The organism is Streptomyces sp. NPDC005866 (assembly GCF_040629895.1).
Classification (GTDB): domain Bacteria; phylum Actinomycetota; class Actinomycetes; order Streptomycetales; family Streptomycetaceae; genus Streptomyces.
Map to the genome: position 1 here is coordinate 201,937 of NZ_JBEXWP010000002.1, position 16,187 is coordinate 218,123.

At 70.3% G+C, this 16,187-nt stretch carries 14 protein-coding genes, 1 tRNA gene and 1 pseudogene; 13 read left to right on the forward strand and 3 right to left on the reverse strand.

Annotated features, from left to right (window positions below):
- Positions 1-26: 26 nt before the first annotated feature.
- The 9 genes and pseudogenes from ABZ396_RS03390 to ABZ396_RS03430 all read left to right on the forward strand — a co-directional run bounded on the left by ABZ396_RS03390 (position 27) and on the right by ABZ396_RS03430 (position 7,626).
- Complete coding sequence (locus tag ABZ396_RS03390; RefSeq protein WP_358922617.1) at positions 27-896, forward strand: hypothetical protein; 870 nt, start codon at positions 27-29, stop codon at positions 894-896.
- A 225-nt stretch (positions 897-1,121) separates the two neighbouring features.
- The gene (locus ABZ396_RS03395; RefSeq protein WP_358922615.1) at positions 1,122-1,877 is read left to right on the forward strand and encodes a GntR family transcriptional regulator; all 756 of its coding nucleotides are present in this window, start codon (positions 1,122-1,124) and stop codon (positions 1,875-1,877) included.
- A 165-nt stretch (positions 1,878-2,042) separates the two neighbouring features.
- Positions 2,043-3,167, forward strand: coding sequence for a TIGR03364 family FAD-dependent oxidoreductase (locus tag ABZ396_RS03400; protein ID WP_358922614.1), 1,125 nt, complete (start codon positions 2,043-2,045; stop codon positions 3,165-3,167).
- Between the two features lie 5 nt (positions 3,168-3,172).
- Positions 3,173-3,847 carry a phosphonatase-like hydrolase gene (locus ABZ396_RS03405; protein WP_358922612.1) on the forward strand — a complete coding sequence of 225 codons (675 nt, stop codon included), beginning with the start codon at positions 3,173-3,175 and terminating at the stop codon, positions 3,845-3,847.
- A 29-nt stretch (positions 3,848-3,876) separates the two neighbouring features.
- Positions 3,877-4,092: pseudogene (locus ABZ396_RS03410) on the forward strand (hypothetical protein); the annotation flags it as partial.
- Between the two features lie 195 nt (positions 4,093-4,287).
- Positions 4,288-5,067 carry an HAD-IIA family hydrolase gene (locus ABZ396_RS03415; protein ID WP_358922610.1) on the forward strand — a complete coding sequence of 260 codons (780 nt, stop codon included), beginning with the start codon at positions 4,288-4,290 and terminating at the stop codon, positions 5,065-5,067.
- A gap of 106 nt (positions 5,068-5,173) precedes the next feature.
- Positions 5,174-5,752: a hypothetical protein gene (locus ABZ396_RS03420; protein ID WP_358922608.1), complete on the forward strand. Its 579-nt coding sequence runs from the start codon at positions 5,174-5,176 to the stop codon at positions 5,750-5,752.
- A gap of 15 nt (positions 5,753-5,767) precedes the next feature.
- Positions 5,768-6,442, forward strand: coding sequence for a class F sortase (locus ABZ396_RS03425; protein ID WP_358922606.1), 675 nt, complete (start codon positions 5,768-5,770; stop codon positions 6,440-6,442).
- Between the two features lie 155 nt (positions 6,443-6,597).
- Entirely contained in the window at positions 6,598-7,626 is a 1,029-nt protein-coding gene (locus ABZ396_RS03430; RefSeq protein ID WP_358922604.1) for a glycoside hydrolase family 6 protein, read from the forward strand.
- Positions 7,627-7,719: 93 nt separating this feature from the next.
- Here the strand turns inward: ABZ396_RS03430 and ABZ396_RS03435 are convergent, their stop codons facing one another.
- From ABZ396_RS03435 to ABZ396_RS03445, 3 genes are all read right to left on the reverse strand, one after another.
- On the reverse strand, positions 7,720-9,657 hold the full coding sequence (locus ABZ396_RS03435) for a kelch motif-containing protein (RefSeq protein ID WP_358922602.1): 1,938 nt from the start codon (positions 9,655-9,657) through the stop codon (positions 7,720-7,722).
- Complete coding sequence (locus tag ABZ396_RS03440) at positions 9,654-11,615, reverse strand: glycosyltransferase family 2 protein (protein WP_358922600.1); 1,962 nt, start codon at positions 11,613-11,615, stop codon at positions 9,654-9,656. Before ABZ396_RS03440 ends, ABZ396_RS03435 begins: the two co-directional genes overlap by 4 nt.
- A gap of 462 nt (positions 11,616-12,077) precedes the next feature.
- Positions 12,078-12,151 (reverse strand) — tRNA-Lys (locus ABZ396_RS03445).
- A gap of 186 nt (positions 12,152-12,337) precedes the next feature.
- Between ABZ396_RS03445 and ABZ396_RS03450 the strand changes: the two genes are divergently transcribed.
- From ABZ396_RS03450 to ABZ396_RS03465, 4 genes are all read left to right on the forward strand, one after another.
- The gene (locus ABZ396_RS03450) at positions 12,338-13,636 is read left to right on the forward strand and encodes a peptidoglycan-binding protein (RefSeq protein WP_359183751.1); all 1,299 of its coding nucleotides are present in this window, start codon (positions 12,338-12,340) and stop codon (positions 13,634-13,636) included.
- 48 nt (positions 13,637-13,684) lie between these two features.
- A complete protein-coding gene (locus ABZ396_RS03455; protein ID WP_358917199.1) occupies positions 13,685-14,824 on the forward strand; it encodes an SPFH domain-containing protein in 1,140 nt (379 codons plus the stop codon).
- Between the two features lie 114 nt (positions 14,825-14,938).
- Positions 14,939-15,544 (forward strand): lytic polysaccharide monooxygenase, encoded by a 606-nt coding sequence (locus tag ABZ396_RS03460; RefSeq protein WP_358917198.1) that lies wholly within the window; start codon positions 14,939-14,941, stop codon positions 15,542-15,544.
- A 129-nt stretch (positions 15,545-15,673) separates the two neighbouring features.
- A complete protein-coding gene (locus tag ABZ396_RS03465) occupies positions 15,674-16,183 on the forward strand; it encodes a DUF3592 domain-containing protein (protein ID WP_358917197.1) in 510 nt (169 codons plus the stop codon).
- Positions 16,184-16,187: the final 4 nt, after the last annotated feature.

The window sequence follows — 16,187 nt, forward strand, 5'->3', positions numbered from 1 at the left end:
GTCCCGGCGGTACCCGGCATGATCACATGATCATGCGACTGAGCACGTCCCTGTCCCTCTGCGTGGCCGCAGCCGCCGTTCTCGCCCCCGTGCCGTCGGCGACCGCCGCCCCTGCCGTCGCCGAGGCGTCCTGCGCGGGCACCGGCAAGCAGGGCTTCCCCTTCACCACCCGCATCCACGACGGCCCCTCGTCCTACGAGGCCGGCGGCGGTTACGGCACCTGGTACCTCGACCTCACCAACACCACCGACCGCACCTGCGCCGACGTCCACCCGGTCGTCGTCCTCGTCGACGACAAGCGGGCCCTCAAGGCGTCCCAGACCGAGCTGGAGTTCTACGACGGCCCGCACACCCGCCCGGTGCGGCTGACGGAGACCGACGAGTCCGAGCTGGTCGGCGTGTTCGACGGGGACGACTTCCCGGGACTCACCGTGGCGCCCGGGGCGACCGTCTCGGTCAAGGTCAGGCTCGCCGTCGCCTCCGACGCCGCACCGAACGCGGTCACGGTCAACGCGGCCGCCGTACAGCGGCGGGGGTCGGACGGGGAGTGGGTGGGGGAGTCGAACGACTACCGCTTCGGCATCGGCGGCGAACCGCCGCCCGCGAGCGTCGCCCCAGCCGTACCCTCCATCGGCGCGGAGGTCGGCCCGCAGACCTCCCCGGGTACCACCCAGAACGCCAGCCCCGGCAGCAGCCCGGGGGCCACCCCTGAGGTCACCCCCACCGCCTCCCCGGGCGGCGCCCTGCCCTTCGCCGAGGAGGCCGAGGCGGCCGGGGAACGCGCCCGCGAACTGGCCCGCACCGGCCTCGGCCTGGCCCACGGTCTGTTCGCGGCCGTCGTCGCCCTGCTCGCCGTAGGGGGCAGCGCGTTCCTGCTGGCCCGCAGACGGCGGTGAGTCGTGTCCGACGGCCGGTGCCCGACGACAGCGACCGTGGCCGACGGCCCGTACCCGACGACGGCGACCCGCATCCCTCGACCCGTAACCGACGACGGCGACCCGCATCCCTCGACCCGTAACCGACGACGGCGACCCGCATCCCTCGACCCGTAACCGACGACGGCGGCCCGCATCCCTCGACCCGTAACCGACGATGAAAGCGCCGTCTGCGACCATCCCTGCGTGGACTACCCGAACGACCAGGCCCCCGGCGCCCCCGTCCGCTCAGGCATCCCCGAGCACGGCCGCATCCCGAAGTACTACGCGGTGAAGGCACGGATCGATCATCTCGTCGGCGAGCTGGGGGAGGGCAGTCTCATCCCCACCGAACGCGATCTGTCGGAGGAGTACGGGGTCGCCCGTGAGACCGTCCGGCAGGCGTTGCGCGAGCTCGTGCTGGAAGGCAAGCTCCGTCGGCAGGGGCGCGGCACGGTCGTCGCCGGGCCCAAGCTGGAGCAGCCGCTGTCCCTCGCCAGCTACACCGAAGGCGTACGGCGGCAGGGGCGCACCCCCGGCCGCGGCCTGGTCACCCTCGACCGCTTCCCCTGCCCGGCCGCCCTCGCCGCCGAGACCGGCCTCGAACGCGGCGAACCCGTCTGGCACCTGGAGCGCGTGCTGCTCGCCGACGACGAGCGGGTCGGCCTGGAGAGCACCTACGTCGCCGCGGCCCGGGTCCCCGACCTCGACTCCGACTTCGACCCCGAATCCTCCTTCTACGGCTATCTGCACGAGAAGGGCATCGCCTTCGGGGACGCCGACGAGCGCATCGAGACCGTGCTGGCCACCCCGCGTGAGGCCCTCCTCATCGGCACCCCGCCGGCCCTGCCGATGCTGCTGATCCACCGGGTGTCACGGGACACCGAGGGGCGGCCGCTGGAGCGGGTGCGGTCGCTGTACCGGGGGGACCGGTTCTCCTTCACGGCCCACCTTCGCGGCTGAGCGACTGGAGCGGCTGGAGCGGCTGGAGCGGTGGAGAAATGCTGTTTCGACCATCTCCAAATGTCACAAAAGAATAACGGGTCTAGCCCAAACGTGATGCCCAGTTCACGCTCTCGTTGTCAGCCGGACCCTTCCGGTTCCCCGGTCACAAGGAGCGTGTCGGTCGTGAGAGTGACAGTCGTCGGAGCAGGCGTGGTGGGCACCATGCACGCCTGGCAGGCAGTGGAACGCGGGCACCAGGTCGTGCAGATCGAGCGCGAGGCCGAAGCCCGCGGCGCCTCGCTGCGCAACTTCGGGCAGATCTGGGTGAGCGGGCGCGCGGGCGGAGAGGAACTCGAAACCGCCCTGCGGGCGCGGGAGCTGTGGGAGGAGATCGGCGGCCGGGTGCCCGGGCTCGGCTTCCGGGCCAACGGGTCGCTGACCCCGGTGCGCGGCGCGTACGAACTCGCCGTCGCCGAGGCCGCCGTGGCCCGTGAGGACGCGCCCGCCCGTGGCCACAAGCTGCTCACGCCCGCCGAGGCCCGCGCCCTGAACCCCGCCCTGCGCGGCACCTTCGACGCCGCCCTCCACTGCGAGCGGGACGCGGCCGTCGAGCCGCGCACCGCCCAGCTCGCCCTCCGCGCCGAGCTGCTGAAGTCCCCGAACTACACCTTCCTGACGGGCCGGGAGGTCCGCGAGGTGACCGGCCCCGGCACGGTCCGCGACGACCACGGCGACGTCCACCACGCCGATGCCGTCGTCCTGTGCACCGGCGCCTGGCTCGGCGGCCTGGTCCGCGAGCTGGCCGGACCCGACCTGCCGGTGCGCCGCGTCCGCCTCCAGATGATGCAGACCGACCCGCTCGGCGAACCCCTGCCCACCTCGGTCGCGGACGCCGACAGCTTCCGCTACTACCCGGCGTACGCCTCCCCGGCCCTGGACGAGCTCAACGCCGGCCAGCCGCAGCCGGAGACGGCGGCGGTACACCGTATGCAACTGCTCATGGTGCAGCGCGCCGACGGCGGACTGACCATCGGTGACACCCACGAGTACGAGCACCCCTTCGCCTTCGACACCGTCGAGGAGCCGTACGAGCACCTCACCGGAGTCGTCGAGTCCCTTCTCGGCCGGCCGCTCCCGCGTATCCGGCACCGCTGGGCCGGTGTGTACGCGCAGTGCACCGACACGACCCGGGTCGTGCACCGGCAGCAGGTGAGCGACGGGGTGTGGCTGGTCACCGGGCCCGGCGGGCGCGGTATGACCTGCTCGCCCGCGATAGCCGAGACGACCGCGAACGAACTGGGCTGGTGAGAGAGATGACCTCCACGACCGATGACATCCGGCTCGTCGTGCTCGACATGGCCGGTACGACCGTCGCGGACGGCGGGCTCGTCGAGCAGGCGTTCACGGCGGCGGCCCGCCATCTGGGCGCGGACCCCGGCCAGATGACCGACTACGTCCGCGCCACCATGGGCGAGTCCAAGATCTCGGTCTTCCGGCATCTGTTCGGGGAGGAGACCAAGGCCCAGGAGGCCAACAGGGCCTTCGAGGCGGCGTACGCCGAACTCGTCGACGGCGGCCGGGTCCACGCCCTGCCCGGCGCGCGCGAGACCATCGAGGAACTCCGGGCGGGCGGCCGTACCGTCGTCCTCACCACCGGGTTCGCCCGCGCCACCCAGGACGCGATCCTCGCCGCCCTCGGCTGGCAGGACCTGGTGCCGCTCACCCTGTGCCCCGCCGACGCCGGGGGCCGGGGGCGGCCGTACCCCGACATGGTCCTCACCGCGCTGCTGCGCACGGCCGCCGCGGACGACGTCCGCCAGGTCGCCGTCGCCGGCGACACCTCGTACGACATGCTCACCGGCGTCCGGGCCGGCGCGGGCCTGGTCGCCGGTGTGCTGACCGGCGTGCATGACGCGGACGCGCTGCGGGCGGCCGGGGCGACCCATGTGCTGGACTCCGTCGCGCAGTTGCCGGGAGTGCTCGCATGAGCAGCGGTATCCGGTTCGACTCCGTCACGGACAAGCTGCAGTACTCCACCCCGGGTGTCGCCGGCGACGGCACGGCCGTACTGATCAAGGCCATGCACGACTTCGACATCAAGGCCGTCGACGCCAACGCCATCACGCTGACCAAGCTGATGGACGGCGTCGACATCTTCTCGCCCGGCTGGAACGACATCGACACGGACCACACGTCGTACGTCGAGGACCGGAAGTCCGCCACCGGCAGCTGATCCACCGGGCACGGCGGAAACACCGGTACTGAACAACTGGTACCGCATGGTCGACGGAGTGCAGATCACCCGGTCCTGACCAGGTTCAGGATCAGGCGGTTTGACTAGGCTGGGGACGTCGGTACGCCGTGGTTCCGGCGCCCCAGCACACCCATGACCGCACGTACGCCAGCCGCACGCCAGGAGACGCACCACATGGCAGACCGCAAGCCCATCGAGTCATGGCTCACCGACATGGACGGCGTCCTCATCCACGAGGGTGTCCCGATCCCCGGAGCGGACGCCTTCCTGAAGAAGCTGCGGGACTCCGAGAGCCCTTTCCTGGTCCTCACCAACAACTCCATCTACACCGCCCGTGACCTGCACGCACGGCTGCGCCGGATGGGTCTGGACGTGCCGGTTGAGAACATCTGGACCTCCGCCCTGGCCACCGCACAGTTCCTGGACGACCAGCGGCCCTGCGGCAGCGCCTACGTCATCGGCGAGGCCGGTCTGACCACCGCGCTGCACGACATCGGCTACATCCTCACCGACCACGAACCCGACTTCGTGATCCTCGGGGAGACCCGCACCTACTCCTTCGAGGCCATGACGAAGGCCGTGCGCCTCATCAACAGCGGTGCCCGTTTCGTCGCCACCAACCCCGACAACGTCGGCCCGTCCACCGAGGGCGCCCTGCCCGCCACCGGCTCGGTCGCCGCGCTGATCACCGCCGCGACCGGCAAGAAGCCGTACTTCGTCGGCAAGCCCAACCCACTGATGATGCGGGCCGGGCTCAACGCGATCGGCGCCCACTCGGAGAGCTCCGCGATGATCGGCGACCGGATGGACACCGACGTCCTCGCGGGCCTGGAGGCCGGGATGCGCACCTTCCTTGTGCTGTCCGGCGTCACCCAGCCGGACGACGTCGACCGCTATCCCTTCCGTCCCTCCGAGATCGTGGACTCGATCGCGGACCTCGTCGACCGCGTCTGACCGGCAGGCACCAAACCTGCCCTCACCCGTACGGAGCAATGCGGCGCCCCCCGAGGATGCGGGGGCGCCCGGTGCGGGGGAGCCTCCAGATATCTGGAGGTTCACGATGGGCTCACTTCGCCTCACTGTCTGTACCGGATTCCTGGCCTGCGCCGCCGGCCTCTCCCCGGCGGCCGCCCGTGCGGCGGACGGCCAGGGAGTCACCGTGACCCCGGCCTCCCCGGCCCCGGGCTCGGTCGTCGCACTGCGGGTGAACGGCTGCTCCGGTACGACCGGCGCCGCCTCCTCGGCGGCCTTCGTCTCGGACGCCCGCCTCAGCGGCTACGACGGCACCCTGGCCGGCGAGAGCCAGGTCCGCTCCACGATCGGCGCGGGCTCCTACGCCGTGAAGGTCACCTGCGCCGGCGCTGTCATCACCGGCAGCATCACCGTCGTAGGCCAGTCGTCCCAGTCCCAGTCCCAGCCGCAGTCGCAGGCCGGGCGGCCGGACGGATCCGCCGTCCTACCCGCCACACCGGTCGCGCCCGTGCACGCGGGCGGCGGCGGCACCGCTCCGCTCGCCTCGGTGGAGCCGCGCTCGGCCGGTCCCGACACCGCGCAGGCGGTCACCGGTCTCGTCCTCGCCGGGTTCGCTGCGGCCGCCGTCGGGCTGCTGGGCGCCCGACGGAGCCGAGGCTCACGCTGAGGAGACGGCACGACAATGTCCGACGACACCGAACGATCCGCCGGCACCGGACGGCTGCTGACCGGCGTGGCCTGGGCGATCCTGCTGCTCGGGCTGTGGCTGTGGGGCCGCGGGGTGACCGAGGTACCCGACGGCATATCCGGCCCCACCACGGGCGACGTGGCCGCCGTCGGCCGCCCGGCTGGCACCGAACTCCCGCCCGCCGCAAAGCCGTTGAACTCGGCCCCGCCCGAGCGCATCGACATACCGGACCTGGGCGTGCAGGCTCCCGTGGTCGCCCGCGGCCTGGACGGGCAGGGCGGGATCGACCCACCGCCCTTCGACCAGCCCGGCGTGGTCGGCTGGTACGGCTCCGGCGCCGAACCCGGGGCGGCCGGCACCGCGCTCCTGGTCGGGCACGTCGACACCGAGACCCGGCCCGCGGTCTTCTACAAGATCAGCGCCCTGCGTCCCGGTGAGACGATCCGCGTGGTCCGCGCCGACGGCACGGTCGCCGAGTTCACCATCGACGACGTACGGGTCGTGCCCCGCGACCACTTCGACGCCCAGGCGGCCTACGGCACCCGCGAGTCGGGCCGCGCCGAACTCCGGCTGATCACCTGCGGCGGCACCTTCGACCGGACGACCCACAGCTACACGGCGAACGTGGTCGTCTCGGCGTACCTCACCGGAAAGGGAACCGCCGTGTAGAGCCGGACCGGTCCTCGACCGCGCTCGCCAAGCCTCCTGCCCGCCCGTCAACTTGGGCTGTAACAGCTCACCGACAAGGCTGTGCGACCTCGTGACGAGTGCGGTGGGTATGTCACGATTGGGACCTTGGCCAAGTGCACCCAGGGGGGAATTGGATGTACGACAGCAGGGGGGCCCGGCCGCCGGCCTGGGCGTGGGCACTGGGAGCGGCGCTGCTTCTCGCAGGCTGCTCCTCGGGCGGAGGCGGCGACGACAGGCCCAACACCGCGGATCCGGGCGCGACCATCACGCAACAGCCCAAGAAGACGGACCCGTTCTGGGTGAACCCCGACTCCAACGCGGCCCGCCAGGTGAAGGCCTACGCGAAGGCCGGCAAGGACACCGACGCCGAGCAGATCCGCAAGATAGCGGAACAGCCGACCGGTGAGTGGATCGGCCCGGAGAACCCGGAGCAGGAGGCACGCGGCTTCACCGAGGCCGCGCAGAAGTCCGACCGCACGGCCCTTCTGGTCCTCTACAACATCCCGCACCGCGACTGCGGCCAGTACAGCCAGGGCGGCGCGGCCGACGGTGACGCCTACCGGGCGTGGATCGACGGGGTCGCCCGGGGCATCCAGGACCGCCCCGCCACGGTGATCCTGGAGCCGGACGCCGTACTGCACCTGGTCGACGGCTGTACCCACGGCCAGTTCGCCGAGGAACGCTACGACTTGCTGCGCGACGCGATCGCCAAGCTCAAGTCCCTGAAGAACACGAAGGTCTATCTGGACGCCGGGAACGCCGGCTGGGGCCACCCCGACCAGATCCACCAGCCCCTCCAACAGGCGGGCGTCACCCAGGCGGACGGCTTCGCGGTCAACGTCTCCAACTTCTACTCCACCCGGGACTCCATCACCTACGGCAAGCAACTCTCGGAGCAGGTCGGCAACAAACACTTCGTGATCGACACGAGCCGAAACGGCAACGGCCCCTATGCGGGGGGCGATCCGAACGAACGGTGGTGCAACCCGCCGGGCAGGGCCCTGGGAGAAACGCCGACCAGGAAGACGGCGGACCCGCTGGTGGACGCCTACCTGTGGGTCAAACGCCCGGGCGAGTCGGACGGCACCTGCAAGGGCGGCCCCCAGGCCGGCGGTTGGTGGCCGACGTACGCCTTGAAGCTGGCGCAAGGGTCAGAAACCTAGTGCCTGTTGCGGCACTAAAGGCACGGGGAACTGCCGAGCCACAGCGCTCCCGCACCCGAAGTCCAGGCCCGCGGGAGCGCTACGGCAGAAGAACTACGGCACCTTCACCCACCGCGCCTCACTCGGCGTCCCCTGATCGTCGTCCACGAACACCATGTACCACCCCGACGGCACCAGGTTCCGGTTCTTCGGCACCGTCACCGTGATCCGGTTCCCCGACGCCGTGAAATCCAGCGCGACCGACCGCTGGTCCACGTCCGTCACATGCGTCGTCGCACTGGGCCGGATCAACCGCACCTTCTTGACGGCCGAGGCATGCTGAGACGTGAACGTCCCCGATTCCCCGCGGGCGATGGTCTGCGGCCCCCCGCTCAGGGACGGCCGTGAGCCCCGGTAGAGATACGGCGGTGTGTAGATCTCGATCCGCTGCTCGAAAACCCCCGGCTTGGTGTTCGCCTTGTCCGCGAACAGCGGGTTGGACCCGAAGAACATGACCCGGCCGTCGGGCAGCAGGATCGACCCGGAGTGGTAGTTCCGCCCCACCAGCGGATCGGCCACCCTCTTGAAGGAGTTCGTGGCCGTGTCATAGATCCGTGCCTGCCTGATGTCGGAGTCGCCGCGCCCCCGGTAGTCCTCGGAGCCGCCCGACACCAGCACGGAGTCGTCCGGCAGCACCGAGATCTGCGGATACCGCGTCCCCTTCTCCAGCGAGGGCCCGTCCACGAACTCCGGGTCGGCGTTCTTCAGGTCGATCAGCCGCGTCCTGTTCGTCGACAGCTCGGACTCCCCGACCCCACCGCCCCCGACCACCAGGTACTTCTCGTCCTGCGCCGGAGGCAGCAGCACGGTCCCGGACGTCTCCAGCATGCTCGGATCGCTCAGCCCGGGGAGTTTGGTGAACCGGTTGGTGTCCACGTCCCAGATCCCGGGGTCGCGCCCGACGTCGTCCGGTCCGTACCCGGCGTTGGAGCCCGAGTAGAAGAGCCTGCCGTTCTGCAGCAGGAAAAGCGCGGGATAGGTCGGGAACTGGCGTTTGTACTTGGTGTACGTCCATGTCTTGGTCGCCGGGTCGAAGACCTCGTTCTTGCCCGGCACCAGCTGCCCGATGTCGTCGAGCCCGGAGACACTGAGGATCTTCCCGTCCGACAGCGTCGTGAGCGTCGGATACCAGCGTGCCTCGTTCATCGGGTCGACCTTGATGTACTTCTCGGCCACCGGATCGAATTCGTAGGCGCCCTTGATGCCTTCGAAGTCCCGCTTGTCCATGCCGAGCTTGTTGGCGATGCCATAGGTGTTGCGGGCGTCGGCGCCGGTCAGTCCCTCGATGTTGTAGTTGTCCTGGGTGCCGGTCTCGTACCGGGTGCCCTCTTTCGGCGCCGCGACGACGACCCGCGCGTAACCGGGGTTGTTCCGCAGGAACCTGCCGGTCTTCTTGTCGAAGACCTTCGTCGCGCGCGGGATCAGCACCGGGTCGTCGGAGAGGAACGCCTTGCCGTTCCCCTTGCCGGTGAACCTGGTGCCCTGGGGCAGGGTCATCGGCTTGTCGGGGTTCTCGTTGTAGAGAATCATGACGCCGCCGGCCTTCTTGACGTCGCCCTTGAGTTTCTCGTACTGCTTGGTGCCGCCGGCGATCAGGATGTTGCCGTCGGCGAGCTGGGTGTGTCCGGTGCAGAACAGGTCGGCCGGGGTGGGCACCTTCTTGACGGTGCCCTTGACCGGGTCCCAGATCCGGCTGTCGTAGATCTTCGCGTCGAAGTTGTCCTGGTTGTTTCCCGAGCCCGCGACCAGCAGCACCTTCCCGGTGTGCAGGAGCATCGCGTGGATGGTGTCCTGGCGGTACTCCTTCGGGAACTCGATGACGTCCCAGTGGCCGTTCTCGGCCTTGTACTCCGGTCTGTTGATCTTGTACTGGTGGTATTCCGCGGACCCGAAGCGGTACACCCACGGCCCGTTCATCCCGGCCAGGGCGAGAACCACCGCCGTGCCGATCGCGAGACGACGAGCCCGGCGGCGGCCGGCACTGTCGTTCATTCGTTACGTCCCCCCAGCCCGCCGAGCGCGATCCGCATGGTGTCCTCCGTGTTCCCGCCGCTGCCCGCGGGCGCCCAGTGGGGCCGCTGCTGCGGGGCGTGCGCCGCGCGTGTGTACCCGGGCGGCACCGCGTCCTGAGGCTCGGCGGCCACCGCGGGCGTCCTGCTCTGCTTGCGCAGCGTGTACTGCCAGGCGAAGATCGGGGCCGCCGTGATGAGCAGCGCCAGCGTCGCCCAGGTCAGCATCGCCGGGTGCGAGTGGCCGCCGGCGAAGCCGGCGGCGAGCGAGCCGCCGAAGACCAGGATGAAGAACCAGTGGATCCGGAACGTCCCGAACAGCGTGTCCGGGCTGGCCGACTCGCCCTTGGGCGTGACCACGAACCTGCTCTTGCGGCGCAGCACGGCGTCCATGAGCGAGCGGGCGTAGACCGGCGCGGACAGCGCCGACATCACCATGCCGGCCACACCGCCGGAGCCCTCCGGCTCGTGCGGGGAGACGTTGTGCCGCCGGTTCCAGATGTACAGGCCGATCTGGAGCGCGGAGGCGTTGCCGTAGAGCATCAGCCACACGGTGGGGTCGATGTTCACGCCCGAGGCGCCCAGCCCCAGGAACAGCGCGCAACTCAGGGCCGCGAGGATCCAGTTGAGGGCGGACATCGGGTAGAAGATGATCATCATCGTGTAGTTGAAGAGCTTGCCCGGCGACAGCGTGAACAGACCCTTCCAGTACTGCTTGAGGATCGTCTCGTACGTCCCCCGGGACCAGCGGAGCTGCTGGGTGAAGAAGTCGGTCCAGGCGTTCGGGCCTTCGCCGACCGCGAGCACGTCCGGGGTGTACACCGAGCGCCATTTCCGGCCCGTGGCGGGGTTCTTGGTGCGGTGGATCTCGAAGCCGGTGGCCATGTCCTCGGTGATCGAGTCGTACAGGCCGCCGACCTGTTTGATCGCCCTGATCCGTACGGCGTTGGAGGTGCCGACGAACATGGGGGCGCCGTAGCGGTTGCCGGCCCGCTGGATCAGGGCGTGGAAGAGGAACTGCTGGGACTCGGCGGCCTTGGTGACGAACGTGTCGTAGTTGCCGTACACCTGTGGGCCGATGACGAAGCCGACGTCCGGGTCACGGAAGTAACCCAGCATCCGCTCCAGGTAGTTGGGCAGTGGGACATGGTCGGTGTCGACGGAGGCGAAGAAGTCGTACTCGTCGCCGTGCGCCTCCAGCCAGGCGTTGTAGTTGCCGTGCTTGGTCCTGGCGCGGTGCGGGCCCCTGGGCTGGTTCCACTTCTCGACGCCCTTGCGGGTGAAGTGGTGCACGCCCAGGCGCGCGCAGACCTGCTTCACCTCGGGATCGTCGCCCTCGTCGAGCAGCCAGATGTGCAGCAGGCCCCGGTGGCGCAGCCGGACCGCCGCCTCCAGGGTCCGGGTGACCATGTCCAGCGGTTCCTTGCCGGGCACGAACGTGGTGACGAACGCGACCCGGGTGCCGGTCTCCGGGACCACCGGGACCGGGTCGCGGGCCACCAGGGTGGCGTGCGCGTTGGACAGCACGTTCATACAGCGGAAGAACTCGATCAGGCCGATCGACACCAGCATCACGATGTCGAGGGCCGGCAGGAAGTCGTAGGCCGGGTAGTCGCGTTGGGTCCAGTGCCCGGGCTGCAGCAGCCAGGTCAGCAGCACCAGCGAGAGCAGCGGGGCCGCGCCCAGCATCAGGGCGGCGCGGAGGCGGTGCGGCTCCTGGGAGAGCAGTGAGCGGTACTGCACCTTGTACGGTTTGCTCGGATCGGGCTGGGTGAGGGGGCCCGCGAGCCTGCTGTAGTGCTCGTAGTCGTATCTCGGCAGAGTCTTCTTGATCCGGCCCAGAGCGCCGGTGGTGCTCCGGTGCGCGGGCACTCTGAGCTGTGTGGTCTGTGACGGGTCGTATCCCTGTTCCTGCCGGGCGCCGGTCGGCGTCGACGTCATGAGTCATCCCCCCACACGCGCAGGTCAGCGCGTGTCTGTCGGTCTCACCGCCCGTTCAGGTCCCCCTCGACCCGGTCGGGCGCGTCAATGGCGGGGCACAGTCGTTCCACAGACTCTGGACACAGACCGTGACCGTCCGGTTGCATGATGCCCCCCTCGGCACCGATTCATGGCCGGGCCCCTCACCCCGCAGATCTGGCAACCGGTTACCTACCCCCCCAAGTGCCGCGAATCATCGGCACTTTGGACAACCAGGGTTCTACGGTGCTCAGCATGATCGCAAGAGCGAAACGCGGTGTTTACCGGTCATACGCGTTCATTGTGGAACCTGTGGTGATGGTATGGATCGACCGTGTCGGTTGTTGACATAAAGGGGCACAAGGCGCTGAAGCCGCCCCCTGTGACGGTGGGGTCGTACGCCAAAAGGCCCCCCGCTGCTGCGGAGGGCCTTCTGAGTGTCTGTGCGCCGCCAGGGACTCGAACCCCGGACCCGCTGATTAAGAGTCAGCTGCTCTAACCAACTGAGCTAGCGGCGCGTGCTGACGCGAGAACTCTACCCGACGGCCGGTGGTGCTCCCGGCCACCGGCCAACCAGGGGGACCCCCGTCCGCCCCCTGCCGTACATCATTCGGACCGTCAGCATGCGCACTGGGAGGACGGTTGGGAAACTGATCAATGTGCACAGTCCCGGACATACCCACCCGAAGTGTGAGGCGAATCGCATGCCGGCCCCGGTATTCGAGGAATTCAACCCCGCGAACGACTGCGAATGCCCCGGATGCGTCCACTGGCGGCGGGTCGGCCCGTACCCGCTGCCCGGGCGTTTCGGCGGGCACCCGGCCGCCCGGGGTGTCCTGGTCGTGGCCGCCGCGTCCGCCGCCCTCGCCGCGAGCGCCCCGACGGCCGCCGCCCACAGCACCCCGCCCGCCCCCCACCGGTCCGCCGCCCCCGCGGACGGGGAGCCCGACACCCCGCAGGGCACCAAGGCGCCCCTGCACGGCCGGGGCGGCAAGCCCGCGCCCGGCCCGGTCACGACACCCCCCATCACCCGAACGGAGATCATCAACCGGGCCAAGATCTGGGTCGCCGCCAAGGTGCCGTACAGCATGTCCCTCTACTGGACGGACGGATACCGGCAGGACTGCTCCGGCTATGTCTCGATGGCCTGGAAGCTGACCGGGAACGAGTGGACGGGCAGCCTCGGCCAGTTCGGCACGAAGATCACCAAGGCGGAGCTCCAGCCCGGCGACATCCTGCTCTTCCACAACCCGGACAACCCCGAGAAGGGCTCCCACGTCGTGATCTTCGGCGGCTGGACGGACTACACGCACACCTATTACACGGCGTACGAGCAGACACCCCCGCGCACCCGCCGCCAGTCCACGCCGTACGCCTACTGGAGCAACTCCGCCAAATACGTCCCCTACCGCTACAAGGGCCTGATCGCGGAAGGGGGCGCGGCCGGCGCCCAGGCCGTGAAGACGGCGGTGCCGTTCCCCGGCGCGGCCTACTTCGGTCCCGGCGCCGACAACAAGTACGTCACCCTGCTCGGCCGGCTGCTGGTCGCCCGGGGTGGCGGCACCCACTACCCCAAGGGCCCAGGTCCGGTCTGGGACACCGCGGACCAGCGGGCCACCCGGGCCTTCCAGCTCGCCCAGGGCTGGACCGGTGCCGCGGCCGACGGCCTGCCCGGCCCGCGCACCTGGGAACTCCTCGCCACCGGAAGGGGCCACGACATCAAGCCCGCCGCCGCGGCCCCGCCCGCCCCCGCCTCGCACGGGGTGCCGGGCTACCCCGGCAAGAACCTCTTCCGTCCGGGCGCCACCAACGACTACGTCGCCCAGCTCGGCAGGCAGCTGGTCAAGAAGGGCTTCGGCCGTTTCTACACCGACGGCCCGGGCCCGGCCTGGGGCGAGGCGGACCGCAGGGCCGTCGAGGCGTTCCAGCGCACCCAGGGCTGGCGCGGCGGCGCCGCCGACGGCTACCCGGGGCCGGAGACCTGGCGCCGCCTGTTCCTGTAACGACCCGACGACCACCTGACGCATCTGGCGCGGAGGCTGGAGGCAGGCATGAGTACGACCACCGCACACACCCCCGAATCGGACGACCCCCTGGACCACGGGGGCGGCGGGACGCCCCCGCGTCCGGTCCCCCGGCTGATCCAGAACGAGGCCACCACCGAGATCCCCGTCCACCTGCTGTTCCGCGACGACCCCGACCCGGTGTCGGTCCCGCTGCGGCCCGCCGTGGTCGGCCGCCGGCAGGGCACCGGCGAACAGCCCCGGCTGCGCCGCCCGGCCCCGGCCAAGCCCCGGCCCGTCGCCGCCGTCGACCCCGAGCTGGTGGAGCGCCCCGCCCGGGTGCTGCCCGGCGCGGCCGGGGTGGCCGCCGGGCTCGGCGGGGTGGCCGGGGGCCTCGTCACCTCCTGGTGGGCGGGGGTACTGCCCGCGCTCGCGGCGCACGCGCTGCACCTTCCGGCGTACGCGGGCGCGGGGCTCGGTCCGGCGCAGTGGGCCGCGTACGCCGGAACCGGCGCGCTCGGCCTGTTCGGCTTCGCCGGTCTCGCACGCGGGGCGACCGGACGGGCCTGGGTGCTCGGCCTGTTCGGCCGCTACCGGGGGACGGTACGGCGCACCGGCCTGCTCTGGGTCAACCCGCTGCTGCTGCGCCGCCGCGTGGACGTCCGGCTGCGGCACTGGCGCAGCGAGGAGATGCCGGCGGCGGACGGCAACGGGGTCGCGCTGCGGGTCGTCGTCCTGGTGGTGTGGCGGATGCGGGACACCGCGCGCGCGGTGCTCGGCGTCGACGACCACGAGACGTATCTGCGTGAGTGCGTGGAGGCCGCTTTGGCCCGCGTGCCGGTGGAGGTGCCGGGCAGGATGCGGGGTTCGGTGGAGATGGCCACGGACGCGCTGACCCGGCTGGTGGCGAAGGACGCGTCCGGGATCGGTCTGGAGGTGTTCTCCGTGCAGCCGGTCCGGGTGGAGTACGCCCCGGAGGTCGCCGCGGCCATGCACCGCCGCAGGATCGCCGCGCTGGACGCCCAGCAGCGGGCGGGGATGCTCGCCTCCGTCGTGGACTCCGTCGAGGACACGGTGACCCGGCTGACCATGCGCGGCCTGGTCGAACTCGACGACTACGAGCGCAAGGTGCTGGTGCGGGACCTGACGGTGGCGTTCTGCTCGGCGCGCTCGGACTCCGCACCCTGAGGGGCGGAGTCATGTCGTTGATATGGACACGGTCAACTGATGGCAATAATCTGGGACTTGGTCTAGACCTGCACGGCTCACAGAACCTCCCCCACGTTCTCCAGGAGCGGCAGCATGCGCAAACGGACCAAGATCTCGGCCGTCGTGCTCGGTGTGGCGACCGCCGGAGCCTTCGCGCTCTCCACCGGCGGTGCCAGCGGGCACGGCTACACCGACCTTCCCATCAGCAGGCAGAAGCTCTGCGCCAACGGCACCGTGACCAACTGCGGCGACATCCAGTGGGAGCCGCAGAGCGCCGAGGGCCCGAAGGGCTTCCCGGCGGCCGGCCCCGCCGACGGCCAGCTCTGCAACGGCGGGGTGAGCCGGTTCGCCCAGCTCAGCTCGCCCACCACGCCGTCGGGCGGCGCCTGGCCGACGACCAGGGTGACGGGTGGTCAGTCGTACACCTTCCGCTGGCAGTTCACGGCGATGCATGCCACGACCGACTTCAAGTACTACGTCACCAGGCAGGGCTGGAACCAGAACCACGCCCTCGCCCGTTCGGACCTGAACACCACCCCGTTCCTCACCGTCCCCTACAACGGCCAGCGCCCGCCGGCCACCCTCAGCCACAGCGGCACCCTGCCGTCGGGGCTGAGCGGTCACCACGTGATCCTGGCGGTCTGGACGGTCGCCGACACGGGCAACGCGTTCTACGCCTGCTCAGACGTCACGTTCTGACCGGCGTCGTTCGACGAGCGGGTAACATCCGGCTGATCTGAGCTTCGCTTGAGGACCTGCCGCAGGTCGCAGGGGTACGTTCCCGCCACACCGGTCAGTCGGACCGGTGTTCGGAATCGGGGGACTGCCATGGGCCTGCTGCAAGCGTTCTTCTACGTCCTTCCCGGCATCTTCGTCGTACTCGGGGTTTTCGGGATCGTCAGGACGCTGAGGCGGTCGCGTCAGATCAGCCGGACGTGGCGTCACGGCCGTACGGCCGAGGCGCGCTGTCTGCGGACGTACACGACGACCAGCGGTGGCGGGGAAACGTCCGTGAGCACCACGCTGCATCGCGTGTTGGAGTTCACCACGTCCGAGGGGCGGAGTGTCCGTATCGACGAGACGGCCGGGCCGTCGACCGTCGTCGAGGGTGACTTCGTGACGGTGTACTACCTGCCGGAGAACCCCGAGGCGGCCACGGCGAGTCCGCCGGCGCACGGGAGGCTGGTCGCGACCACCGGGTGCGTGCTGGCGTTCCTCGTGGTGTTCGTCGGGTTCGCCCTGGCCTTCATGATCGGGGTGCATGTGGCCTTCTCGGAGGTGGGGACGGGGACGGAGGATTGGCCTCCCTGCGTGTCGGATCAGGCCGCGGGGTGTTGATCTG